The 22,573-nt window shown below is 73.7% G+C and carries 22 protein-coding genes and 2 tRNA genes; 6 read left to right on the top strand and 18 right to left on the bottom strand.

Annotated elements, in window-relative coordinates; translation table 11 throughout:
• Positions 1-171: 171 nt before the first annotated feature.
• A complete protein-coding gene (locus tag ACE4Q9_RS21190) occupies positions 172-1,974 on the top strand; it encodes a putative bifunctional diguanylate cyclase/phosphodiesterase (protein WP_397985789.1) in 1,803 nt (600 codons plus the stop codon).
• A gap of 76 nt (positions 1,975-2,050) precedes the next feature.
• On the opposite strand, the gene ACE4Q9_RS21185 is transcribed toward ACE4Q9_RS21190, so the two are convergent.
• Positions 2,051-3,160, bottom strand: coding sequence for an LLM class flavin-dependent oxidoreductase (locus tag ACE4Q9_RS21185; RefSeq protein WP_397987288.1), 1,110 nt, complete (start codon positions 3,158-3,160; stop codon positions 2,051-2,053).
• 131 nt (positions 3,161-3,291) lie between these two features.
• Positions 3,292-4,023 carry a decarboxylase gene (locus ACE4Q9_RS21180; RefSeq protein ID WP_397985788.1) on the bottom strand — a complete coding sequence of 244 codons (732 nt, stop codon included), beginning with the start codon at positions 4,021-4,023 and terminating at the stop codon, positions 3,292-3,294.
• 239 nt (positions 4,024-4,262) lie between these two features.
• Between ACE4Q9_RS21180 and ACE4Q9_RS21175 the strand changes: the two genes are divergently transcribed.
• From ACE4Q9_RS21175 to ACE4Q9_RS21165, 3 genes are all read left to right on the top strand, one after another.
• On the top strand, positions 4,263-5,261 hold the full coding sequence (locus tag ACE4Q9_RS21175) for a D-2-hydroxyacid dehydrogenase (RefSeq protein ID WP_397985787.1): 999 nt from the start codon (positions 4,263-4,265) through the stop codon (positions 5,259-5,261).
• A 371-nt stretch (positions 5,262-5,632) separates the two neighbouring features.
• Complete coding sequence (locus ACE4Q9_RS21170; RefSeq protein ID WP_397985786.1) at positions 5,633-6,391, top strand: IclR family transcriptional regulator C-terminal domain-containing protein; 759 nt, start codon at positions 5,633-5,635, stop codon at positions 6,389-6,391.
• 88 nt (positions 6,392-6,479) lie between these two features.
• A tRNA-Lys gene (locus ACE4Q9_RS21165) sits at positions 6,480-6,553 on the top strand.
• A 46-nt stretch (positions 6,554-6,599) separates the two neighbouring features.
• On the opposite strand, the gene ACE4Q9_RS21160 is transcribed toward ACE4Q9_RS21165, so the two are convergent.
• From ACE4Q9_RS21160 to ACE4Q9_RS21150, 3 genes are all read right to left on the bottom strand, one after another.
• The gene (locus ACE4Q9_RS21160; RefSeq protein ID WP_397985785.1) at positions 6,600-7,205 is read right to left on the bottom strand and encodes a lytic polysaccharide monooxygenase; all 606 of its coding nucleotides are present in this window, start codon (positions 7,203-7,205) and stop codon (positions 6,600-6,602) included.
• A gap of 124 nt (positions 7,206-7,329) precedes the next feature.
• Positions 7,330-8,493 (bottom strand): SPFH domain-containing protein, encoded by a 1,164-nt coding sequence (locus ACE4Q9_RS21155; protein WP_397985784.1) that lies wholly within the window; start codon positions 8,491-8,493, stop codon positions 7,330-7,332.
• Positions 8,494-8,568: 75 nt separating this feature from the next.
• Entirely contained in the window at positions 8,569-9,864 is a 1,296-nt protein-coding gene (locus tag ACE4Q9_RS21150; protein WP_397985783.1) for a peptidoglycan-binding protein, read from the bottom strand.
• A gap of 175 nt (positions 9,865-10,039) precedes the next feature.
• Between ACE4Q9_RS21150 and ACE4Q9_RS21145 the strand changes: the two genes are divergently transcribed.
• Both ACE4Q9_RS21145 and ACE4Q9_RS21140 read left to right on the top strand, forming a co-directional pair.
• Positions 10,040-10,113 (top strand) — tRNA-Lys (locus ACE4Q9_RS21145).
• A 202-nt stretch (positions 10,114-10,315) separates the two neighbouring features.
• Positions 10,316-10,987, top strand: a complete 672-nt coding sequence (locus tag ACE4Q9_RS21140) for a FadR/GntR family transcriptional regulator (protein WP_397985782.1) — start codon at positions 10,316-10,318, stop codon at positions 10,985-10,987.
• Positions 10,988-11,030: 43 nt separating this feature from the next.
• Here the strand turns inward: ACE4Q9_RS21140 and ACE4Q9_RS21135 are convergent, their stop codons facing one another.
• The 13 genes from ACE4Q9_RS21135 to ACE4Q9_RS21075 form a co-directional block, all read right to left on the bottom strand.
• Entirely contained in the window at positions 11,031-11,543 is a 513-nt protein-coding gene (locus tag ACE4Q9_RS21135; RefSeq protein ID WP_397985781.1) for a hypothetical protein, read from the bottom strand.
• Positions 11,544-11,649: 106 nt separating this feature from the next.
• Entirely contained in the window at positions 11,650-12,429 is a 780-nt protein-coding gene (locus ACE4Q9_RS21130) for an HAD-IIA family hydrolase (RefSeq protein WP_397985780.1), read from the bottom strand.
• A 106-nt stretch (positions 12,430-12,535) separates the two neighbouring features.
• Positions 12,536-13,588: a 2-aminoethylphosphonate ABC transporter substrate-binding protein gene (locus tag ACE4Q9_RS21125; protein WP_397985779.1), complete on the bottom strand. Its 1,053-nt coding sequence runs from the start codon at positions 13,586-13,588 to the stop codon at positions 12,536-12,538.
• A gap of 42 nt (positions 13,589-13,630) precedes the next feature.
• Complete coding sequence (locus tag ACE4Q9_RS21120; protein WP_397985778.1) at positions 13,631-14,428, bottom strand: ABC transporter permease; 798 nt, start codon at positions 14,426-14,428, stop codon at positions 13,631-13,633.
• Positions 14,415-15,197 carry a 2-aminoethylphosphonate ABC transporter permease subunit gene (locus ACE4Q9_RS21115; RefSeq protein ID WP_397987287.1) on the bottom strand — a complete coding sequence of 261 codons (783 nt, stop codon included), beginning with the start codon at positions 15,195-15,197 and terminating at the stop codon, positions 14,415-14,417. The genes ACE4Q9_RS21120 and ACE4Q9_RS21115 overlap by 14 nt, the downstream gene beginning before the upstream one ends.
• An 88-nt stretch (positions 15,198-15,285) precedes the next feature.
• The gene (locus ACE4Q9_RS21110) at positions 15,286-16,332 is read right to left on the bottom strand and encodes an ABC transporter ATP-binding protein (RefSeq protein WP_397985777.1); all 1,047 of its coding nucleotides are present in this window, start codon (positions 16,330-16,332) and stop codon (positions 15,286-15,288) included.
• A 1-nt stretch (position 16,333) separates the two neighbouring features.
• Positions 16,334-17,032, bottom strand: a complete 699-nt coding sequence (locus ACE4Q9_RS21105; protein ID WP_397985776.1) for an HAD family hydrolase — start codon at positions 17,030-17,032, stop codon at positions 16,334-16,336.
• An 8-nt stretch (positions 17,033-17,040) separates the two neighbouring features.
• Positions 17,041-18,165, bottom strand: coding sequence for a TIGR03364 family FAD-dependent oxidoreductase (locus ACE4Q9_RS21100; protein WP_397985775.1), 1,125 nt, complete (start codon positions 18,163-18,165; stop codon positions 17,041-17,043).
• 152 nt (positions 18,166-18,317) lie between these two features.
• A complete protein-coding gene (locus ACE4Q9_RS21095; protein ID WP_397985774.1) occupies positions 18,318-19,073 on the bottom strand; it encodes a GntR family transcriptional regulator in 756 nt (251 codons plus the stop codon).
• A 39-nt stretch (positions 19,074-19,112) separates the two neighbouring features.
• Complete coding sequence (locus ACE4Q9_RS21090; RefSeq protein WP_397985773.1) at positions 19,113-20,162, bottom strand: hypothetical protein; 1,050 nt, start codon at positions 20,160-20,162, stop codon at positions 19,113-19,115.
• 391 nt (positions 20,163-20,553) lie between these two features.
• Positions 20,554-20,835: a hypothetical protein gene (locus tag ACE4Q9_RS21085; protein WP_397985772.1), complete on the bottom strand. Its 282-nt coding sequence runs from the start codon at positions 20,833-20,835 to the stop codon at positions 20,554-20,556.
• 50 nt (positions 20,836-20,885) lie between these two features.
• The gene (locus ACE4Q9_RS21080) at positions 20,886-21,221 is read right to left on the bottom strand and encodes a hypothetical protein (RefSeq protein ID WP_397985771.1); all 336 of its coding nucleotides are present in this window, start codon (positions 21,219-21,221) and stop codon (positions 20,886-20,888) included.
• Positions 21,222-21,360: 139 nt separating this feature from the next.
• Entirely contained in the window at positions 21,361-22,509 is a 1,149-nt protein-coding gene (locus ACE4Q9_RS21075) for an ROK family protein (RefSeq protein ID WP_397987286.1), read from the bottom strand.
• Positions 22,510-22,573: the final 64 nt, after the last annotated feature.

Here is a 22,573-nt window from a genome sequence, read left to right as displayed (position 1 = left end):
ACAACTGGTCGACGGGCTCAATAACCCGTCCAGGTGCGGGCAGAAACGATCTGTCAGAAAGTCTGTCCGGTCCGGGACACTGGATGATGGCTGGAAGGGCCTGGGGCCAGCCTCTATGATCGGCACACTTTCCGGCACGGACAGAGATCGAGTGCACTGCGGGAGCGAGCGGTGAGCGGAACGTCCGAAGGGCCGACGCCCGCGGCAGACCTCGACCGGTCAGCCGTCACAGACAGTGATCACATCACCTACGACCGTGTCTTCGGAGCGTCGCCGCTCGCCATGGCCGTCGTGGACCGCGGAGGCTTCGTCCTGCGCGCGAACCCGGCTTTCGGCGAGCTGCTCGGCACCGACTGCGACACCCTCACCGGCCGGTCCGCCGCGGATCTGGTGGACCTGGCCGCCGACGCCCGTTCCTGGCACGCCTACCGGGAGGTGCTGAGCGGGCGGCAGGCCAGGCTGCGCTGCACCCGCAGGCTGAAGCGCCCCGCCGGGACCACGGTGTGGGTGCAGCTGACCGTGGTCCCGCTGGCCGACGGCGGGGCGGGCGTGCTGCTGTCCGCCGCCGACATCAGCGCCCGCCGTGAACTCCAGGCGCGGCTGCGGCACTTGCAGATGCACGACCCGGTGACCCGGCTGCCCAACCGCACCCTGTTCTTCGAGCGCCTGACGGCCGCGCTGGAGGCGGAGTCGTACGAGCGCGGCGGCACCGGCCGGATCGGGCTGTGCTACCTGGACCTCGACGGGTTCAAGGCGGTCAACGACACCCTCGGCCATCGCGTCGGGGACCGGCTGCTCGCCGCCGCGGCCGAGCGGCTGACCAGGGTCGCCGACGACGCCGGGTACGCCCGCGCCGCCACCCCCCTGGTGGCCCGGCTCGGCGGGGACGAGTTCGCGCTGCTGGTGGAGGACTCCACCGGCACCGAACAGCTCGCCGACCTCGCCGAGTCCGCGCTCGCGGCCCTCCAGGAGCCCTTCGACCTGGCCGGGCAGCGGCTGTCGCTGACGGCGTCCATCGGGGTCGTGGAGCGCCATGCGGCGGGCACCACGGCGACCGGTCTGATGCAGGCGGCGGATACGACGCTCTACTGGGCGAAGGCCGACGGCAAGGGCCGCTGGACGCTGTTCGATCCCGAGCGCAACGCGCACCGGATGACCAGGCAGGCCCTGTCCTCCACCCTGCGGCCCGCCATCGAGCGGGGTGAATTCGCCCTGGAGTACCAGCCGTTGGTGGGCATGGAGGACGGCCGTCTGTCGGGGGTGGAGGCGCTGGTGCGCTGGCACCATCCGCAGTTCGGCACGCTGACGCCGAATCGGTTCATCGGGCTGGCCGAGGAGGACGGCTCGATCGTGCAGCTCGGCCGCTGGGCGCTGGTCACCGCCTGCCGGCAGGCCCGCCGCTGGCAGCAGGCCCACCCCGGCGAGCCGCCGATCTTCGTCAGCGTGAACGTGGCCGTGCGCCAGGTGTGGGACTCCGACCTGGTGGCGGACGTGGCTCAGACCCTGGCGGACACCGGACTGGCCCCGCATCTGCTCCAGCTGGAGCTGACCGAGTCCGCGGTGATGGGCTCGGCGGGCCGCCCGCTCCAGGCGTTGCAGGCCCTGAGCGACATGGGGGTGCGCATCGCCATCGACGACTTCGGCACCGGCTACTCCAACCTCGCCTACCTCAGCCGGCTCCCGGTCTCGGCGCTGAAGCTGGACGGCTCCTTCGTCCGCAGCTTCCAGTACGAGGAGACGCCCAAGGGGGTGGCGCCCAACCCGGCCGACGAGGTGATCGTGGAGGCGATGATCCAGCTGGCCCACCGGCTGGGCCTGACGGTGACCGCCGAGTGCGTGGAGACCTCCGCCCAGGCCACCCGGCTGCGCCGCATCGGCTGCGACACCGGCCAGGGCTGGCTGTACTCCCGCCCGGTGCCGCCGGACCGCATCTCCGAGCTGCTGGGGGCACGGGCGTACACCGCCACCACGTGAGGACGGCCGCACCGCCACTCCCTGAGGACGGCCGCACCGCCACCCCGCGAGGGCGGGGCGCGCGGTGCCGTAGGGGCTATCCGGCCGTCGGCAACTCGTAGGCGTCCGCGATGAGTTCGTACGACCGCACCCGCACCTCGCCACGGTGGGCGTGCGTGGTGATCATCAACTCGTCGGCGCCGGTGCGCTTGTGGAGGTCGTTCAGGCCGGAGCGCACCTCGTCGGCGGTGCCGTGCACCACGTTGGCCGACCAGGAGGCGATGAACTCCTCCTCCATGGCGCCGAGTTCCTGGTTCTCGGCCTGAGCCGGGTCGGGGAAGAGGCCGGGGCGGCCCATCCGCAGGCGGAGCATGTTGAGGGCCATCGCGCGGGTCTGGCGGCGGGCCTCGCGCTCCTCGTCGGTGGCGAGGGCGGAGACGCCGATGAGGGCGTAGGGCTCGGCGAGCACCGGGGAGGGGCGGAAGGTCTGCCGGTACAGGTCGAGCGCGGGGATGGTGTTCTGCGCGGAGAAGTGGTGCGCGAAGGCGAACGGCAGACCGAGCATGCCGGCCAGCTGGGCGCTGAACCCGGAGGAGCCGAGCAGCCAGACCGGCGGACGGTGCGGGGACTGGACCCCGCCCTCGGTGCTGCCCTGCACCGGGCCGGGGATCGCGTGGATGCGCCGGTAGGGGTGGCCGTCGGGGAAGTCGTCGTCCAGGAAGCGGATCAGCTCGGCGAGCTGCTCGGGGAAGTCGTCGGCGCCCTCGTGCAGGGTGTCGCTGCGGCGCAGGGCGGCGGCCGTGGCGCCGTCGGTGCCGGGAGCGCGGCCGAGGCCGAGGTCGATCCGGCGCGGGGCCAGCGCCTCCAGCGTGCCGAACTGCTCGGCGATCACCAGCGGGGCGTGGTTGGGCAGCATCACGCCGCCGGAGCCGAGCCGGATGCGCTCGGTGTGGGCGGCGAGGTGGGCGAGGATCACGGCCGGCGAGGAGGAGGCGACGCCCGGCATGGAGTGGTGTTCGGCCACCCAGTACCGGTGGAAGCCGCGGGCCTCGGCGAGGCGGGACAGCTCGGCGCTGGTGCGCAGCGCGTCGGTGGCGGTGCGGCCCGCGCCGACCGTCACCAGGTCCAGGACGGAGAGCGGGACGGGTGCGGTGCCGTGCGCCGTGCCCCGGATGCCGTCCGCGACCGCGCGGTCCTCGTGCGCCACCGCGTGGTTCTCGGGTGCCTGAGCTGCCTCGTCTGCGGACACGGTGGGGGCCTCCTGGTTCCGGCGTGAGCTGTGCCGGAGTGTCGTAACAGGCGGCCCTCCCCGCTTATTCCGCCCGCCGGGAGCGGCCCTCAGACCTGGACGAGCGGCTCCCTGGTGAACAGCGCGCCCAGCTCGGGCGCGTTCACCCGCCGGTCGGCGAGCCGCAGCCCCTCCCACACCGTGACCTGGTTCGCGGTGAGGACCGGTTTGGACAGGGACTTCTCCAGCAGCCCGAGGTGGGCGGCCGTGTGCAGGGCGGTGTCCGGCAGCAGCACCGCCTCCGCGCCCGCGTCGTCCGCGGCCCGCGCCAGCGTCAGCACGTCCTCCTCGCCCCAGCGGGCGGCCTCGGCGGCCGAGCTGATCCCCGAGGAGCGCGCCCCGGTCACCTCCAGGCCCCCGGCCCGCAGGAACTCCACGAACAGCGCGGTGATCTCCCCGGGGTAGGTGGCGCCGACGGCGACCCGTCGTACCCCCAGCTCACGGGCCGCGTGCACGAAGCCGAAGGACGTCGAGGAGGCCGGCATCCCGGCCAGCCGGGCCAGCGTGCGCACCTGGTCCTGGGCGCCCTGCCAGCCGTGCACGAAGCCGCCGCTGGTGGACGCCCACACCACGGTCTCGGCACCGGCGAGCCGCAGCCGCTCCATGCCCGCGCCGAGCCGCTCCGCGGAGCCCGTCTCGCGCAGTTCCTCGATCCGGCGCGCGTCCTCGCCGTCCTCGGCGTGGATCAGGTCCACCCGGATGTCGCTGCCAAGGAGCTGCTCGATGCGCGGATAGTCGTCCTTTGCGAAGTGGCCCGGATAGAGGACTCCGAGTGCGGTCATGTCCGTCCTTCCTGCGTGCGTTCGGGCATCGGCACGGGACGCCCGCGGGGCGACGCCCGGTGTGGTCCCGCAGCTCGGGTACCCAGCCTCGGCGGCACGGCCCACACCATGGCCGGCCGACCGTGTTGACGTGGGTGGGCCGGGGTGCGAGCGTGGACGGTCCGTGCTGTCCGGTAGGCCGGAGGGGTGCCTCCGGAGCGTCCGGGCACGCGTCCGCCACGGACCGCCGGGAGCCGCGCATGTCGGACGTCGGGAGCCGTCCCGCCGGACGCCGGGAGCCGTCCGGTACGGCGAGCGTCCCCACCCTGCTGGTGCTGGACGCCGAGCCGCCGCCCCGGCTCGGCCGGCTGACCGGGCGGGCCCGGATCGTGCACACCGACGCGGCGCACCTGGCCGAGCGGCTGCCGCACGCGGACGCGCTGCTGGTCTGGGACTTCACCTCGACCGCGGTGCGCGAGGCATGGCCCGGCGCCGGGCCCCGGCCGCGCTGGGTGCACACCGCGAGCGCGGGCGTGGACCATCTGCTGTGCCCGGAGCTGGCCGCGTCCGAGGCGGTGGTCACCAACGCGCGCGGGATCTTCGAGCAGCCGATCGCCGAGTACGTGGCGGCGCTGGTGCTGGCGGTGGCCAAGGATCTGCCGCGCACCCTGGAGCAGCAGCGGGAGCGGGTGTGGCGGCACCGGGAGAGCCGGCGGGTGGCGGGCACGCGGGCGTGTGTGGTCGGTACGGGGCCGGTCGGGCGGGCGATCGTCCGGCTGCTGAAGGCGCTCGGGGTGACGACGGCGCTGGTGGGGCGGGTGCCGCGGACCGGGGTGTACGGCCCGGACGACCTGGACCGGCTGGTCTCCCGCGCGGACTGGGTGATCGCGGCGGCGCCGCTGACGGAGGCGACGTACCGCATGTTCGGCGCCCACCTCTTCGGCGTGATGCAGCCCTCGGCGTTCTTCGTCAACGTGGGGCGCGGCGCCCTCGTGGACGAGGAGGCGCTCGTCCACGCCCTGGCCCGGCGCTGGATCGCGGGCGCCGCGCTGGACGTGTTCGCCACCGAACCGCTGCCGGCCGACAGCCCGCTGTGGGGGCTGGAGGGGCTGATCGTCTCCCCGCACATGAGCGGCGACACGGTGGGCTGGCGGGACGAACTGGGCCGCCAGTTCCTGGAGTTGTACGAGCGCTGGGCGGCGGGCCGGCCCCTGCGGAACGTGGTCGACAAGAAACGCGGTTACGTACCGGGCCACTGATCCGGTGGACGGTGGGGGTTGTGGAGGCGAGGGGCGGGAAGCGGGGACAGGCCGCTGGGGAGCGGCGCGGCTAGGCGCCGGATAAGATCTTCAGCGAGCCGGAGCAGGACCGCACACGGGAATTCATCGGCGCGGCGCCGTGAGGGCGGTGCTGTGGCGTCCGTGAGCAACGGTCGAGGTCCAGCCGCTGGGGCATGCCTTTGGCATATGCCAGCGGGCCTCCGCCGCAGTTGAGGCGGCCGCCGGGACGAGAACGACGGGCCGGGAACTTGTCAACGCCCCCTCCCCGGCGGCCGTTTGCCCGTTATCGTGGTATCGCCGCACCGTCCGGAAATCCACGGCCCAGTAAGCGAGCGCAGGGGGGACCCACCGTGGCGCTGATGCACGAGCCGACCGCCCCGTACCACTCCGTCCAGGACGCGCTGCGCGTGCTGGAGGCCGTGGCGCGCACCGCCGCCGGGGTCACCGAGACCGAGCTGGCCCGGCACACCGGCCTCGGCCCCGAGCGGCTCGCCCTGCTGCTGCGGATGCTGCGCCGGGAGGGGTACGTGGAGCAGATCGGCGGCGGGGCGTACACCACCGGCGACACCCTGCGCCGGCTCACCTCGGTCCGGGACCGCGAGCGGGCCCTCGCCGAGAAGCTCCAGCGCATGCTGGACCGGCTGCGCGACTCGGTCGGCGCGGCGGTCTACATCAGCCGGTACGTCGACGGCGAGGTCAAGGTCACCCAGTACGCCGCCGGGCCCGCCACCCCCGCGGTCAACGAGTGGGTGGACTTCCGCTACTCGGCCCACGCCACGGCGGTCGGCAAGAGCCTGCTGACCCAGCTGGACCACAACGCGCGCCGCGACCATCTCGCCCGGCACAAGATGGCCCGCCTCACCTCGCGCACCATCACCAGCGACAAGCTGCTGCTGTCCCGCCTGGAGTCCCAGCCGCCGACGGTGCCGGTGCTCGACCTCCAGGAGTACGCGGTCGGCACGGTCTGCGCGGCGGTCCCGATCACCGCGGGCGCCTCGGTGGGCTGCCTGGCCGTGTCACTCCCGGTGGAGCACGCGCACCGGCTGAAGCAGGCCGCGGACACGCTGAACCGGAACGCGGCTCCGGTGCTGCTCTCGCTGGCGATCTAGGCGACCCCTCGGGTGGTCACGAGCACCCCCGAGGACCAGGTAGTATTTTCTTCGTCGCCGGCCGCGGGAAGCGGAAGGCGAGAGTCACGCGCCGCTAGCTCAGTTGGTTAGAGCAGCTGACTCTTAATCAGCGGGTCCGGGGTTCGAGTCCCTGGCGGCGCACAGCGAAAAGGGCCCCTCACCTCGGTGAGGGGCCCTTTTCGTTCGCCTAGAAGGTGACGTCCGAGCAGGCGTAGAACGCGTTGCCCGTGTCGGCGATCGTCCAGACCGCGAGGATCACATGGTGGCCGGACAGGCCCGTCGGCAGGACGCCGCTGTGGCTGAGCGTCGCCGGCGGCTGCTGGCCGTTGTAGGGCACCGTCAGGAACGGCGTGAGGTTGAGGTCCGAGCGGGACAGCGGGTGGTTCTGGTTCCAGCCCTGCTTGGTGACGTAGTACTTGAAGTCCGTCGTGGCGTGCCGGGCCGTGAACTGCCAGCGGAAGGTGTACGACTGCCCGCCGGTCACCTGCGTGGTCGGCCAGGCGGCGCCGGACGGCGTGGTCGGCGAGCTGAGCTGGGCGAACCGGTCCACGCCGCCGTTGCAGAGCTGCCCGTCGGCGGGTCCGGCGGCCGGGAAGCCCTTGGGGCCCTCGACGCTCTGCGGCTCGTACTGGATGTCGCCGCAGCCCTTGACCGTACCGTTGGCGCAGAGCTTCTGCCTGCTGATGGGCAGGTCGGTGTAGCCGTGCCCGCTGGCGCCGCCGGTGGAGAGAGCGAACGCTGCGGCGGTCACCACGCCGAGCACGACTGCGGACATTCTGGTCTTGGTTCGCATACTGCCGCTCCTGGAGAACGTGGGGAGTTCAGGGAGGCGCCACGGAGGAAGGTCTAGACCAAGTCACAGGTTATGGGCGTCACTTGGTCATGTCCATACCAGTGGCGTCCGCACCTGCTCCCGGCTACACCTGCTCCCCGCGCCCCGCGCAGAACGCCACCGTGAGGTCGCGCACCAGCACCTTGCGCTGGTCGTCGTCCAGCTCGACCAGGCCGCGCGTGGTCAGCCGGGTCACCGTGTCCTCCACGGAGTCCACCACCGAGCTGAGCACGCTGGCCCGCTGCCGGGCGTCCAGCGCGGCGATCCGGCGGCGCTCCATCGCGGCCGCGATCTCCGGGTCGTACTCCACCCGCAGCGGCTGCACGGAGAACACCTCAAGACCGGCCGGCGCGGTCTGGGCCGTCACCAGCCGGGTCAGCCGCTCCCCCGCCGCCGCGGGCCCGCCGCCCACGCCGCCCGCCGGCTCCACCGGCACCCGCGCGAGCGCCGCCTCCACGCACTCGCGCAGATACCGCTCGTGGTCCTCCAGGCCCAGCACCGCCCGCGCGGTGTCCCGCACCCGCCACACCACCAGCACCACCACCCGCAGCGGGGTGCCGCCCGGATCGGCCGCGGGGATCGCCTCGCTGCGCCAGTGCCGCAGCCGCACGTCGACCCGCCGGCGCCGCAGCAGCGGATTGACCCAGAGCAGCCCGGTGCGCCGCACCGTCCCCTGGTAGCGGCCGAACAGGCCCACCACCCAGGCCCGTCCGGTGCGCCCGCGAGCCAGCCCGCCGAACCCGGCCGCGCCGAGCAGCCCGGCCCCGGCGTACGCCGCCCACTGCGCCGGTCCGAGCCCCGCGCCCGCGGGCTCCGGCAGGCGCAGCGCCTGGGCGGCGAGCGGCGGCAGCACCCCCGCCCACCAGGAGGCGGCCAGGCAGCCGGTGACCCCGCAGGCCCCGGCGAGCACCCCGGCCGCACCGGGCAGCACCCGCGCCGGACGCTCCGTCAGCTCGGGGTCGATCCGGGGCAGCGGGTGCCGACGCGCCGGCGCCGGGCGGCTCGCGCGCGGCAGTTCACCGGTGCCCTGGCGGCGCCCCACCACGGCGGGCGCGAGCGGCGGCCCCACCGGATCACGGCCGTCCCCGCGAACGTCCCGGCCGCCGGGGTCGTCGCGGAACAGCAGATGGACCGGGATCTCGGTGGTGGACTCGTTGCGGATCAGCCGGGCCGGGCGGGTGCCGGTGGCCGTGGCCGACCAGGGATGCCCCTCGGAACCGGACGGTGTGTGCGAGGTGGTCGTACTCATGGGTGCCTCCAGCCTCCGCGCCAGATGCGTCATGAACGGGAACTGATGGGATGCGTACGGCGGTCGGGGCGGGGCTCAGGAGAAGAGGCGGCGCCAGGTCTCCGGGCCCATCGAGCCGTCGGCCGCGCCGCCCCGCCAGCCCTGGCTGCGCTGGAAGGCCGCCACGGCCTGCCGGTCCGCCTCGCCCCACCGCGGTCCGGGATCGTCGTCGTAGAACCGGCCGAACCCCTTGCGGGTCAGCCGGCCCCTCAGCCGGGTGACGTACTCGCTGCTCTGCCCCGCGCGGAAGTAGGCCTTGCCGGGATAGCCGGGCACGCCGTTGGCGGCGGGCTCCGGCGCGTCCGGAGGGATGTCCCGGCCCCGGCCGGAGGTGAGCAGTTCCCAGGTGCGCGGGCCCGGCAGCCCGTCGGCCTGCGCGTCCTGCCAGCCCTGGGCCCGCTGGAACGCCTCGGTGGCCCGCCGGTCCGCCTCGCTCCAGACCGGGCCCGGACCCTCGGGGTAGTACGGCCCCGCGCCCCGCGCCACCAGCATCTGGCCCAGCTGGGTGACGTACTCGTTGACCGCGCCGGACCCGAAGGCGTCCGGGCCCGGGAAGTCCGGGGAGGCCTTGCCGTCCGCCGCCTCGGCGCCCTCGCTGCCGGTGGACAGGCCCTTGTAGCGGTAGGGGACGTACTTGCCGGTGTTGCTCCAGTAGGGGTAGGGCGTGGTCCGGCTGCGGGTGTGCGGGGGTGTCTGCTCGTAGACCTTGTAGTGGGTGTGGTCGGAGTCCGTCCAGCCGCCGAAGATCACCACGTGGGAGCCGTCCTGGGGGTTGGCGGCGTTGTGGTAGAGCAGGATGTCGCCGGGCTGGAGCTGGGACTTGGTGATCTTTACGCCGTACTGGGCGAGGCTGCCGGTCCACTGGTTGCTGCCCAGGCCCCAGGCCATGGAGACGTAGCCCGAGCAGTCCTGCCGGTAGCCGTCGGTCCAGTAGCTGCCCATGCTGTACGGCACCTTCGCGGTCACCCAGGACTTGGCCCGCTTGATGATGGCGTTGCGGGTGGTGTGCGGGGTACGGGCGGCGCCGGGGCGGACGGGGCCCCGGCCGTGCAGCGGGGACGGGGGGCCCTGAGGGGTCGCGCTCTCGCCGTCGCCGGGGACGGCCTGGCGGTGCGGGGGGTGGCCGGCGGGGAGGACGGCGGGCAGCGCGGCCGCCGGGGTCACCGCGCCGAGGGCGGCGGACACGGCGGCCACGACGGCCATCCCGCGTCTCGCGGGGAGCTGGGCGAGACGGCCGGGCAGCTGGCGGCGACGGGCGCGGCGCCGGTGGACACAGCCGGGGCAGTCACAGTCGCGCGCGGGTTCGAACTCCTCGAACACCGGAGCGGTCATGCGATCTGCCTCACATTCATGGTGTTTTTGTCCGCTTGTGTGCACGTTGATCAGTTTCCCAACTGTCCACGGAACGCGCACTTTGACGGTCCGAACGATGTACGGCCCCTCCTGCGCCCCTCCCCGGCGGTTCGGAGCACCCCAGCTGGTCAGGTAGAGTTCTCTCTGTCAGCAGGCGCCGCTAGCTCAGTTGGTTAGAGCAGCTGACTCTTAATCAGCGGGTCCGGGGTTCGAGTCCCTGGCGGCGCACGATGACGATGGCGACTCATGTCCGCGGACAACGCGGACCTGGGTCGCCATCTCTGTTTTGCACGGCTTCGCCGCGCGCGGCGGGGGCTCCGCCACCCGCACCCCCGAGCCCGGCTCCAGCCTCCTCCCATCGGTGAGGGGCCTTCTCGCATGCCCGTTGCCGGGGGCGTTCGTCGGTGGGGTGGGCCGCTACGCTCTGGTCATGGCGGCGCGGGACCTTCAGGAGCGGATCAAGAAGCTGATCGTGGACCGGCGGCTGCCCCCCGGAGCCCCGCTGCCCACCGAGCCGGAGCTGATGGAGTTCCTCGGGGCGAGCCGGAACTCGGTGCGCGAGGCGCTGAAGGCGCTCCAGGCGATGGGCATCGTGGAGATCCGGCACGGCTTCGGGACGTACGTCGGCCCGATGTCGTTCGCGCCGATGATCGAGGGCCTGGCCTTCCGCACGGTCGTCGGCCACTACCGGGGCGAGGACTCGCTGCTCCAGCTCCTCGAACTGCGCGAGGCCGTGGAGACCGGCCTCGTCTCCCGGCTCGCCGGGCGGCTGCCCGCGGCGGACCTGGCCGAGCTGGACGCGCTGGTCGACCGCATGGAGCAGCAGGCGGCGCGCGGCGACGGTCTCGCGGACACCGACCGCGCCTTCCACGCCACGCTCTACCGGGGCCTGGACAACGCCCTGCTCAGCGAGGTCCTGGAGGCGTTCTGGGACGCCTTCCACCGGGTGCGCCGGGACCTGGTGGACGTGCCGCAGGACCCGCGGGTGACCTGCCGCCAGCACCGGGAGATCCTGGACGCGGTGCGCGCCGGGGACTCCCCGCGGGCGGAGCGCGCCATAAGGGACCACTTCGGGAACGTGCGGACACGCCTGTCCGGGTGAGCCGACTCGTCCGGGTGAGCCGACCGCGGCCGGCGCGGCGGGTTCAGCGGGGGCGGCGGTCGCGGCGGGTGCGCAGACCCACGGCGACGGCGGCGACCGAGGCCAGCGCGAGACCGGTCAGGGCCTGCGCGGTGTCGGGTCCGGAGCCGCTGGTGGCCACGGTGGCGAAGTGCGCGGTGGCGTCGACGGGAGCGGCGGAGACTCTGCTGCCGCCGTCCCCGGCCACGACCGTGATCCTGCCGTCCACCACCCGGTCGGCGCAGGTGACCCTGACGTCGTAGGCGCCCGGCCCGACCGTGGAGCCGACGCGGGCCCGGCCCGCGAGGGCGTTGTGGGCGCCCGTGAGGCGGGCGTCGGCGGTGAAGGCGCGCGAGGCGGCGGTGGCATGCCTCCCGGTGCAGCCGCTGACCCGCAGGGTCACCGCGGCCCCCGGCACGGGGGCCGCGGGCGCCGCGGCGAGGGTGCCGCCGTCGGCCGCGTGGGCGGCCTGGGCCGTCGGGCCGAGCGCGGCTACGGCCAGCAGACCGCTGCACACAGTGAGGGGTAGTGAGCCCATCGTGAACCTCCAGACACGTAAGGAGGTTCTCCCGGCCGGGGCGCCCCCGCATCCCGGGGGGCGCGCCGCTGCTCCATCCGGGTGAGACGGGTGCGGGGGCCGGACGTCAGATGAGGTCGACGAGGTCGGCGATGGAGTCCACGACCTGGGAGGGCCGGAACGGGTACCCGTCCACGTCCTCCGTCCGGGTCACCCCGCTGAGCACCAGGAAGGTGCGCATACCGGCCTCCAGGCCCGCCAGCACATCGGTGTCCATGCGGTCGCCGATCATCGCGGAGGTCTCGGAGTGGGCGCCGATCGCGTTGAGGCCCGCGCGCATCATCAGCGGGTTGGGCTTGCCGACGAAGTAGGGCTTGCGGCCGGTCGCGGCGGTGATCAGGGCGGCGACCGAGCCGGTGGCGGGCAGCGCGCCCTCGGTGGAGGGGCCGACGTTGTCGGGGTTGGTGGCGATGAACCGGGCGCCGTCGTTGATCAGCCGGACGGCCTTGGTCATGGCCTCGAAGGAGTAGGTGCGGGTCTCGCCGAGGATCACGAAGTCGGGCTCGTGGTCGGTGAGGACGTAGCCGATGTCGTGCAGCGCGGTGGTCAGGCCGGCCTCGCCGATGACGTAGGCGCTGCCGCCGGGCCGCTGGTCGTTCAGGAACTGGGCGGTGGCGAGCGCCGAGGTCCAGATGTTCTGGGCCGGCACGTCCAGGCCCATCCGGCGCAGCCTGGCGTGCAGGTCGCGGGCGGTGTAGATGGAGTTGTTGGTGAGGACCAGGAAGGGGCGGCCCGAGTCGCGCAGCCTCTTCAGGAAGTCCTCGGCACCGGGGATCGGCACGCCCTCGTGGATCAGGACGCCGTCCATGTCGGTGAGCCACGATGTGATCGGCTTGCGGTCTGCCATGCTGTGCGTCTCCTGGCATGCGTGAGATCGACGGGCGGGGGCGCCGGAACCACGGCGTACCGACGCCCCCAGCGTAGTCAGCCGCGGCCGATCCGTGTCCCGGCGGTCAGCTGCCCGTCGCCGACTTCCAGTCCTCGACGTACGACGTCAGGTTCTTGTCGATGTCGTTCCAGTCGGGCTGGAAGAACTGGACGCCGTCCATCAGCTTGGTGAGGGCGCTGGCGTTGGCGTCCGTGGCCTTGACGTCCTCGCGGGCCGCGAAGCCGCCCCCGATGGAGCTGACCTGGGCCTGCGCCTGCTGGGAGAGCATGAAGTCGAGCAGCTTCCTGCCGTTGGCGCTGTGCGGGGCCTTCGTGACCAGGCCCGCGGCGTACGGCAGCGCGAAGGTGGAGGGCTTGCCGTCCTTGCCCGCCGGGAACCAGATGCCGAGGTTGGGCATGGTCTTGGCCTGGGCGTAGTTCATCTGGACATCGCCGTTGGCGACGAGCAGCTCGCCCTTGTCCACCTTGGGCGCGAGCTTGCCGGTGGAGGCGGACGGGCCGACGTTGTTGGCCTGGAGCTTCTTCAGGTAGGCGAGCGCCCGGTCCTTGCCGCCGAGGTCGTGCATGGCCTGGATCAGCACGGCCGTGCCGTCGCCGGCGACGCCCGGCGTGGAGTACTGGAGCTTGTTCCTGTAACGGGCGTCGAGCAGGTCGTCCCAGGTCTTCGGCGCCTGCTTCAGCTCCTTCTTGTCGTAGACGAAGCCGAAGTAGTTGTTCACGACGGAGGTCCAGGTGCCGTCGGGCGCCTTGTCGGCCCCGCTGACCGCCGTGGAACCGTCGGGCTCGTACTTCTGGAGCAGGCCCTTGGCGTCGGCCTCCTGGATGAACGGCGGCAGCGTGACCAGCACATCGGCCTGCGGGTTGCTCTTCTCCCGCACGGCGCGCTGCACCACCTCGCCCGAGCCGCCCTCGACGTACTTGACCTTGATACCGGTCTTCTTGGTGAAGTCCGCGAAGACCTTGTCGTACCAACCGTCCCCGTTCTCGCCCTTGAGGCCGTCCGCGCTGTATACGGTGACCTCCTTGGCGTCGGCGGCGGAGGAGGCACCGCAGGCGGACAGCGCGGGGGCGGCGAGCAGGGCGAGGACGATGGCGAGCGGGACGCGGGTTCTGGACATGGCGGAACGAACTCCTGGCGTTTTTCAGGGCGGTCGGGAGGGTCAGCGGTACGACGCCCGGGTGCGGATCCGGGAGACGGCGAACAGGACGAGCAGGGTCGCGGCCATCAGCACCACGGCGACGGCGGAGCCGGTGAACAGGGTCCCCCGGTCGGTGGCCGCGTAGATCAGGACGGGCAGCGGGGTCCAGTCCGGCGGATAGAGCATCATCGTGGCGCTCAGCTCGCCCATGGACAGGGCGAAGCAGAGGCCGGCGGCCGCGGTCAGGGAGGGCAGCAGCAGGGGCAGCCGTACCCGCCACAGCACATGGGAGGGCCGGGCGCCGAGGGAGGCGGCGGCCTGTTCGTAGGCCGGGTCGAGGCGGGTGATCGCCGCCGACACGGACTGGTGGGCGAAGGCGGTGACCAGCACGGTGTGCGCGAGGATCACGATCCAGCGGGTGCCGTTGAGCAGCAGCGGCGGTTTGGAGAAGGCCACCAGGACCGACAGGCCCACCACCACGGAGGGCACGGCGACCGGCAGTACGAACAGGGCGTCCAGCACCCGCTTGCCGCGCCTGTTCAGGGCCGCCCCGGCGAGCGCCGCCCAGGTGCCGGCGGCCAGCGCGAGCAGGCTGGCACCGGTGGCGGTGAGCAGGCTGGTGACGAGCGCCTGGAGGGCCTCGCCGCGGGTCGCGGAACGGTAGTTGGCGAGCGTCGGGCCCGAGGGCAGGACGCTGGACCAGTGGGTGGCGAAGGAGGCGCCGAGCACCGTGAGCAGCGGCAGCGCGAACAGCGGCAGGAAGAGGACGAGGAACACCGCCCACAGGGCCCACCTGGCCCCCCGGCTATGCACCAGCACGACGGCTCACCACCCGGTAGAGGCCGTACAGGCCCACGGAGATCAGGACGTTGACGACGGCGACCACGCAGGCGCCCGGATAGTCGGACTCCAGGATTGCCTTGCTGTAGACGAGCATCGGCAGGGTGGTGACCCCCTTCGCGCCGGTGAACAGCACGATGCCGAACTCGTTGAGGCAGAGCACCAGGACGAGGCTGCCGCCGGCCGCGAGCGCGGGCAGCGCCTCCGGCAGGATCACCCTGCGGACGACCCTGGGCGCCCGTGCCCCCAGCGAACTGGCCGCCTCCAGCTGGGCGGTGTCCAGCTGCGAGAACGCGGCGAGCAGCGGGCGCATCACGAACGGCGTGAAGTAGGTGATCTCCGCGAGCAGCACGCCCCAGGGCGTGTTCAGGAACTGGAACGGCCCCTGCGCGGCGCCGGTGAGATCGGTCCACGCCCCGTTGGCCATGCCGACGCTGCCGTAGATGAACAGCAGGGCCAACGTGATCAGGAAGGACGGGAAGGACAGGAACACGTCCACGAACCGCGCCACCGCCCTCGCTCCGGGGAACGGCACGAACGCGATCACCAGCGCCAGCAGGAACCCGAGCACCAGGCACCCGGCGGTCGAGGCGAGCGCCAGCCACACGGTGGTCCACAGCGCGTGCCGGAACGCCTCCGAGGCGAACACATCGGCGTACGGCTGGACGGACGTCCCGCCGCTGTCCGGCCGGAAGGACTGCTGGACGACGAGGGCGAGGGGGTAGAGGAAGAAGAGGGCGAGGAGCATGAGGGGAGGGAGGGCCCAGGCGAGTGCCCGGTAGGGGCGCGGGGAACTGCGCGACCGGCCACGGACGAGCCGCACCTTCTGCACGGCCTCAGCCATGACCGACCCCCGCGGGCAGCAGCACCGCGTCGTCCGGCGCGAAGTGCAGCGTGACCTCGTCCCCCCGCCACGGCGGATTCCTCAACTCACGTACATCGGCCATGACCTGGTGGGCACCGACCTCGACATACAGCCGGTGCGTGGCTCCCCGCCACTGGATCTCGCGTACGACACCGGTGAGCTGGTTGGGCCCCTCCCCGATTCCCACGAGATGCGGCCGTACGCACAGCGTGGCCCGTGCCCCCGCCGCCACGTCCGCCGTGTCGACCTTCACCTCCCGGCCCGCGAAGTCGACGCTTCCCGAACTCACCGTCACCGGGAGAAGGTTCGCCCCGCCGACGAAGGACGCGGTGAACTCGTTCGCCGGCGCCCGGTACAGCTCCCTGGGCGTGCCGCAGCCCTGGAGCCGCGCCTTGTCCATCACCGCGATCCGGTCCGCCAGCGTCAGCGCCTCGACCTGGTCGTGGGTGACGTACAGCATCGAGACCTCGGGCAACTCGCGGTGCAACCGGGCGAGTTCGGCGAGCATCCCGGAGCGCAGCTGGGCGTCGAGCGCGGACAGCGGCTCGTCCAGGAGCAGTACGTCGGGCCGGATGGCCAGCGCGCGGGCGATCGCGACGCGCTGCTGCTGGCCGCCGGACAGCTCCCGTGGATGGCGGCGGGCGTAGCCGGCCATACCGGTCATCTCCAGCGCCTCGCCGACCCGTTGGCGCACCTCGGCCTTGGCCGTGCCGCGGGCCTTGAGCCCGAAGGCCACGTTCTCCTCGACCCGCATGTGCGGGAACAGCGCGTACTGCTGGACGACCATCCCGACGCCCCGCCGGTACGGTGGCAGGTCCGTCACGTCCCGGCCGCCGAGGAACACCCGCCCGGACGCGGGCCGGACGAACCCGGCGACCGCCCGCAGCGCGGTGGTCTTGCCGGAGCCGGACGGCCCGAGCAGCGCCATCACCTCGCCGGGCTCGACGGTCAGGTCGAGGGAGTCGAGGACGACGGCGCCGTCGTAGGCGACCGTGACGGAATCGAAGCGGATGCTCATCTCACCGGGCTCCCGTGAGCAGCGCGGGCAGGCCGGCCACGGAGTCCAGGACGTGGCCGGCGCCCGCCGCGCGGAACTCCTCGTCGCCGTGGGCCCCGGTGCGCACCCCGGCGACCAGTCCGGCCCCGGCGCGCACGCCGCTGAGCACGTCGTACGCGGTGTCCCCGACCACGGCGACCTGCCGTACGTCCTCGGCGGCCCTGGTCCGCAGGAACGCCTCCAGGACCATGTCCGGGTAGGGCCGCCCGCGCCCGCCGGCGTCCGCCGGGCACAGGGTGAGCGGCACCAGGTCCCGCCAGCCGAGGGCGGCGAGGATGGCGTCCTGGGTGATCCGGGCGAAGCCGGTGGTCAGTACGACGGTCCGGCCGCCCACGAGCAGTTCCTCGATGGTCTCGCGGGCGCCGGGGACGGGGGCGATCAGGCCGCCGTCGACCAGTTCGCCGTACGCCTTCTCGAAGGCGGTGTTGGCGCGCCGGGCCCGCTCCTCGTCCCCGAACAGGTGCCGGAAGACGGAGATCTTGGACTCGCCCATGGTGGCGCGGACGTAGGCGAGGTGCCCGGCGTGCTCGGCCGTGCCCTCCCGGACGCCGAGTTCGGCGGCGGCCACGGCGAAGGCGCGCTCCACGAGCCCGCCGTCGGCGACGGTCGTACCGGCCATGTCGAGGACGACGAGCCGGATGTCGGCGGAGGTGTCGGTCATGGGGGTGCTCACCAGCCCAGTTCGTTCGCGGTGGTCTCGGCTATCGCGGGGGAGCAGGTCATGCCGCGCCCGCCGGGCCCGGTGACCAGCCACACCCCGTCGGCGACCTGCTGGCGGTGCACGACGCGGGACGTGTCGGTGCACTGCGCGTACACGCCCGCCCAGCGGTGCCGGATGCGCGGCAGCGGCCGGCCCAGCAGGTTCTCCACGACGCCGGTCAGGTGCTCGTACGGCTCCTCGACGGTGTCGAAGGCGAAGGGATACTCGTACTCGTGGGTGTCGCCGATGGTCAGGCCGCCGTCGGCGCGCTGCACCATGAGCAGCTGCATCTTGTGCGCGGCCGCCGTCTCGGGCTGCGGCTGGCCGGCGTTGAGCGCGTCGAGGGCCGCGGAGGCGTAGGCCGGGTAGTAGCGGAAGCTGTCGCCGTCCGCGACGGAGGTCGGCAGCGGTTCGCCCAGCGGGTCGGTCTGCATCATCTGGAGCCGGACCCGGCGCACCGGCAGGCCGGGCCCGGCCAGCTCGCGGACCAGACCGCCGAGCCAGGCGCCGGTGGCCAGCACCACGGCGTCGGCGTGGTGCACGTCCCCGTGGTCGTCGCGGACGGTCCCGGCGCCGGTCACCTCGCGGACCTCGCGGCCCGGCAGGAAGGTGTACTTCGGGGACCTGCGCAGCTCCGCGCGCAGGGCGAGCTGCGCGGTGCGCGGCTCGACCGCGGCGTCCCGCTCGCAGTAGAGGGCGGCGGTGAACTCGCCGCGCAGGGCGGGGTTGAGCGCGCGGGCCTCGGCCGGGGTCAGCAGCTTGTAGCCGCGGGCGGCGGCGTCCGCGCGGGCCACGGCGGCCTCGGCGACGGCCAGTTCCAGGTCCGTGCGCACCGGGGTCAGGGAGCCGGTGGCGCGGAAGCCCAGCCCGGCCACCCGGCCGCCGATGCCCTCCCACAGCTCCCGTGCCCGCAGCGCGGTCTCCAGTTCCGCTCCCCCGGCCCGGCCGCTCACCCAGATCTGTCCGAAGTTGCGCAGCGAGGCGCCGCGCGCCTCGGCCTCCCGCTCGATCTGGACGACCTCGTGGCCACGTTCGATTGCTTGCCAGGCGTGCATGGTGCCGACCACGCCGCCTCCGACGACTGTCACTCTCACGCCGCCCACGGTCCTCGGGGGCGGGTAACCGGAGTCGTCCGCCGGTCGACGGGAGCGTGAACTGGCCATCACGTTTGGGCTAGACCCGTTACCTTCCAGTGACCTGTAGGGTGGCGCATATGTCCCGACCTTCCCGCCGAAAACGGACGGCGTCAGCCCTGGAGGTGGGTGGTGAAGGAGAACCGGTCCCCCCGGTACAGCGACCGCACCCGCTCCAGGGGACGGCCGTCGGTGTCGCGGGACACCCGGTGGATCAGCAGCATCGGCAGCGCGGGCGGGGTCCCGATGAGCAGCGCCTCGCGGGGCGTGGCGAGCACGGTCTCCAGGCGCTCGTCGGCGTCGCCGAACCGGATGCCCTGGGCGGCGAGATAGCCGTAGAAGGAGGAGTCGGCCTCGAAGTCCGTGTCCAGCCGGGGCACCCGCGCGACGGCGACGTACGTGCTCTCCAGGCCGACCCGCTCCTCGTCCGCGAGCAGCACCCGCTCCAGGTGCCAGACGGGCTCGCCCAGCGTCAGCCCGGTCTCGGCGGCGAGCGCCCGCGGGCAGGGGAAGCGGTCGAGGCCGACGAGGGTACGGCCGGGGGTACGGCCCTGGCGGCGCACCCCCTCGGTGTAGCTCGCCAGCGACAGCGGCTGGGCCAGCTTCGGCCCGGCCACCACGGTCCCGCGCCCGCGCCTGCGCAGCCGCCCCTCCAGCACCAGCTCCCGCACCGCCTGGCGCACGGTCTCGCGGGCGACGTCGTACCGCTCGGCGAGATCCCGCTCGGTCGGGATGACGCTGTCCTGCCCCAGCTGCTCCAGCAGCGCGGCGATCCTCGCCTTCACCGCGTAGTACTTCGGGATCCGGCCGTGCTCGGGGATGCCGGACCGGACGGGGGCGCCAGGAGCCTGCTCAACGGGGTAGTCCACGCAAGGGATCGTCGCAGACGGGGGTGGGGGCGCCTCAACTCAGCGGCGCCCGCGGGCCAGCAGGAACGCGGCGCCGGCCACGCAGAGCAGGGCACCGGCGGCGGCGAGCAGGCCGTGGGTGAGGGCGGGACCGGTGCGGGCGAGTTCACGGGCGCGCCTGCCGGCTTCCCGCGCGTCCTGGGCGAGGGGGAGGGAGGGGGCGGCGGAGGAGGCGGGGCCGGGGGTGCCGGTGCCGGTGCCTGGGCTGCCGGTGCCCTGCGTTGGCTCCGGAGCCGTGGCCGTGCCCGTGCCCGTGAGGTCCTGTGCGACCGGGGTGCCGTCCTGGTCTCCGGTCGGCTCGGGGGCAGGGGACATCGGGGTGCCGACCCCGAACCGGTAGGCGTTGGACTCGCCGACCCAGTCCCCGTCCTGGCCGCGCCGCTGTACGGCGGCCGCGTTGGCGGTGACCTGGTCGGGTACGGCGGCCTCACGGGTGAGCGCGAGGCGGACCCGCACGCTGACGGTCTTGCCGGGGGCCACGGTGAAACCGCCGAATCCGGGTGCGTCCAGCACGCCGACCAACTCCTTCTCGTCGGTGCTCTCGAACGTCACGGGGCGGACGCGGGAGCCGTCGTCGAAGTCCAGCCGTGCCTGGCCGGCCTTCAGTTCATGCCGGTCGTCGACGAGGACGACGACCGGGTGGATGCCCGCGCAGGAGCGGCGGGTGGTGTTGGTGAGGTCGATGTGCCAGGTGACGGCACCGGCGCCGGGCTGGTACTCGGTGGGGCCGCCGCGGATCCGGGTGGCCAGGGGGAAGACGTGCTCGCCGGGCGCGGCACAGGAGGGCGCGGGGGCGGCTGCCGCCGGGAGGGAACCGGCGGCGACCGACACCGGGAGGGGACCGACGGGGACCGACACCGGGAGGGAACCGGCGAGGACCGACGCCGGGAGGGGACCGGCGGGGACCGACGCCGGGAGGGGGCCGGCGAGGGCGGCGGCCGGAAGGGGGGCGAGGAGGGCAGCCGGGAGCGGGGCGAGGGCGGTGGCTGCGGCGAGGATGAGGGAGTGGCGGGAGATGCGGCCGGGGGACGGGGACGAGCGCAGTCGCATGAACACATGACCATGCCGGGTCAGCGACGCGGAACCGGACCGCCACTCCGGGGCGGCCCCGGACACCCCTCGATCGGCGGAGGCGCCCGGCAGGCCCGGCCCAGGAAACACCGGGGCGGTCAGCCGGTCGGGAAACGACGGGGCACGCGGCGGATCCGGGAAGTGCCGGGGCACGCGGCCGGTCCGGGAAGTGCCGGGGCAGTCGGCCGGGCCCGGAAGCGCCGAGGCGGTCAACCGGGCGGGGAAGCCTCCGGGAAACGACGGAGCAGTCAACCGGCCCGGCAAGTGCCCGGAACACTCAGCCGATCCGGAAAGCACCGGGGCAGTCGCCCGGGCCCGGAAGCGCCGAGGCAGTCGGCCGGGCCCGCAAGCACCGGGACACTCGGCCGGCTCAGGAAGCGCCCGCGCAGACGTGCTCCGCCTCGGTTGCCGTCGAGTTCCGGAGGCTCTCGGCCTGTTGCAGCGCCCGCCGCTGGGAGGCGTCGGGGTGGCCGCCGTCGGCGATGCTGCGCAGCAGGTCCGCCTTCATGTCGTCGTAGGACCGCTCAGCCTTCTGGGCGGCGGCCAGGGCCTTGTCGCAGTTGGTCGGGGGAGCGGCGTGGGCCGCGGGCGCGGCGGCGGAGAAGGCGAGGAGCGCCAGGGCTCCGGCCGCGAACGGTCGTATGGACCTCATGGGAACCTCCGCTGTGACGGATGCTCGGGGTGTGTGATGGTGACGCCGAGTCAGGAGGACAGCGTGACCACACGCCCGCCGTCCCGGACCTCCACGCAAACCTGGTACGGGTCGGGGTTCCCCTGCCGCTCCCCGCACGCCCACCGGGCCCCGGCCGCCCGCACCTGCGCCCCGGCCGCCGCGCCGTGCCAGACCTTCGTGTAGGCCGCCGCGACCTGGAGCGCCGCTCCGCAGGTGACCGGCTCGCTCGCGAGGACGCCGAGCCCGGAGGCGGGATCGGCGCCGCAGTACCGGGTGCCCGCGTCCTGCGCCGCGACGGCCGTGCCGCCGCCCGACACGCAGAGCAGACCGAGCCCGATCGCCCCGACGGCCACTCTGGTTTTCATCCACCTCATCGGACACCTCCGTCCCACGAGCAACCCCCACAGCATGAGTACCCACATCCGGATCCGGCGCTCGCGCGGCGCGCTCGAAGACGACTGCCCGGCAGCCTCCCACCGGTGGGGGGTCGTCCCCAGGGATCCGTCACCCCTCCCCCCTCCCGAACACCCCCGCCCCCAGCACCATCTCCGCCGCCCCCTCCGCCACGACCCGCTCCCCCTGCCGTACGACTGCCACCGCGGCGCCCGCGCCCAGCCCCTCCCGCCGGGCCCGTGCGTCCAGGACCGCCGAGACCCCGCGCACGAACGGCTCCGGGTCCGCCAGCACCGTGCGCCCCCCGAGCAGCACCCGGTCGATGTCCAGCAGCCCCACCAGGTTCCCGGCCCCCACCCCGAGCGCCCGCGCCGCCGCCGCCACCTCGCCCCGCGCCACCGCGGACAGGCACAGCGCCTCCAGACACCCCCGGTCCCCGCACGCGCAGCGCGGTCCGTCCAGCTGGACGACCTGGTGCCCGAACTCCCCGGCCCCGGTCCGCGCCCCCCGGTGCACCCGCCCGCCGATCACGAGCCCGGCCCCGAGGCCCGTACCGAGGTGCAGGTACGCGAACGACCCGCCCTCACCGCCGGCCGCCAGCCCCACCGCCGCCGCGTTGGTGTCCTTGTCCACCACTACCGGCACCCCCAGCCGCCCGTGCAGCGCGTCCCGCAGCGGAAATCCGTCCCACCCCGGAAACCCGGTCACCCGGTGCAGCACCCCGCGTGCGTGGTCGAGCGGCCCCGGCAGGGCCACCCCCACCCCCAGCAGCGACCCGGCTCCGGCCAGCGCCCCGAAGGGCCCAAGGCAGGAGCGGACCAGCCCCGTGACCGCCTCCACGACCACCCCGAGCACGGCCTCCGCGCCCGCCCCGAGGTCCAGCTCGCCGCACCGCTCCCCCACCACGGCCCCGTCCAGCCGTACGAGCACCACCCGCAGCGCGTCCCGGTCCAGCTGCACCCCCACCGCGTGCCCCGCCTCCGGCACCAGCCGCAGCACCGTGCGCGGCTTGCCTCCCGTGGACGCCCGCCGGCCCGCCTCCGCCGCGAGGCCCGCCTCCCGCAGCCGCCCGGTGATCTTGCTGACGGCCTGTGGGGTCAGCCCGGTGCGCTCGGCCAGTTCCAGCCGGCTGATGCCCTCCGCCCCGGCCCCGCGCAGCAGCCCCAGCACGAGCGCGCTGTTGTGCGAGCGCACCGCCCCCAGGTTCGCTCCCGCCCGCCCGGCGACCGGCTCGCGCCGCACCCCTGCCCCGCTGTCCACCCTGTCCTCGCTCACTCACCCATTCTCCCCACCGCTTGCACTTTGGCAACAGCGTTGCGAAAGT

The sequence above is a fragment of the Streptomyces sp. AM6-12 genome (assembly GCF_044327085.1).
GTDB lineage: Bacteria > Actinomycetota > Actinomycetes > Streptomycetales > Streptomycetaceae > Streptomyces.
Note: the sequence above shows the minus strand (reverse complement) of the source record. Positions and strands in the feature narration are given on the sequence as shown.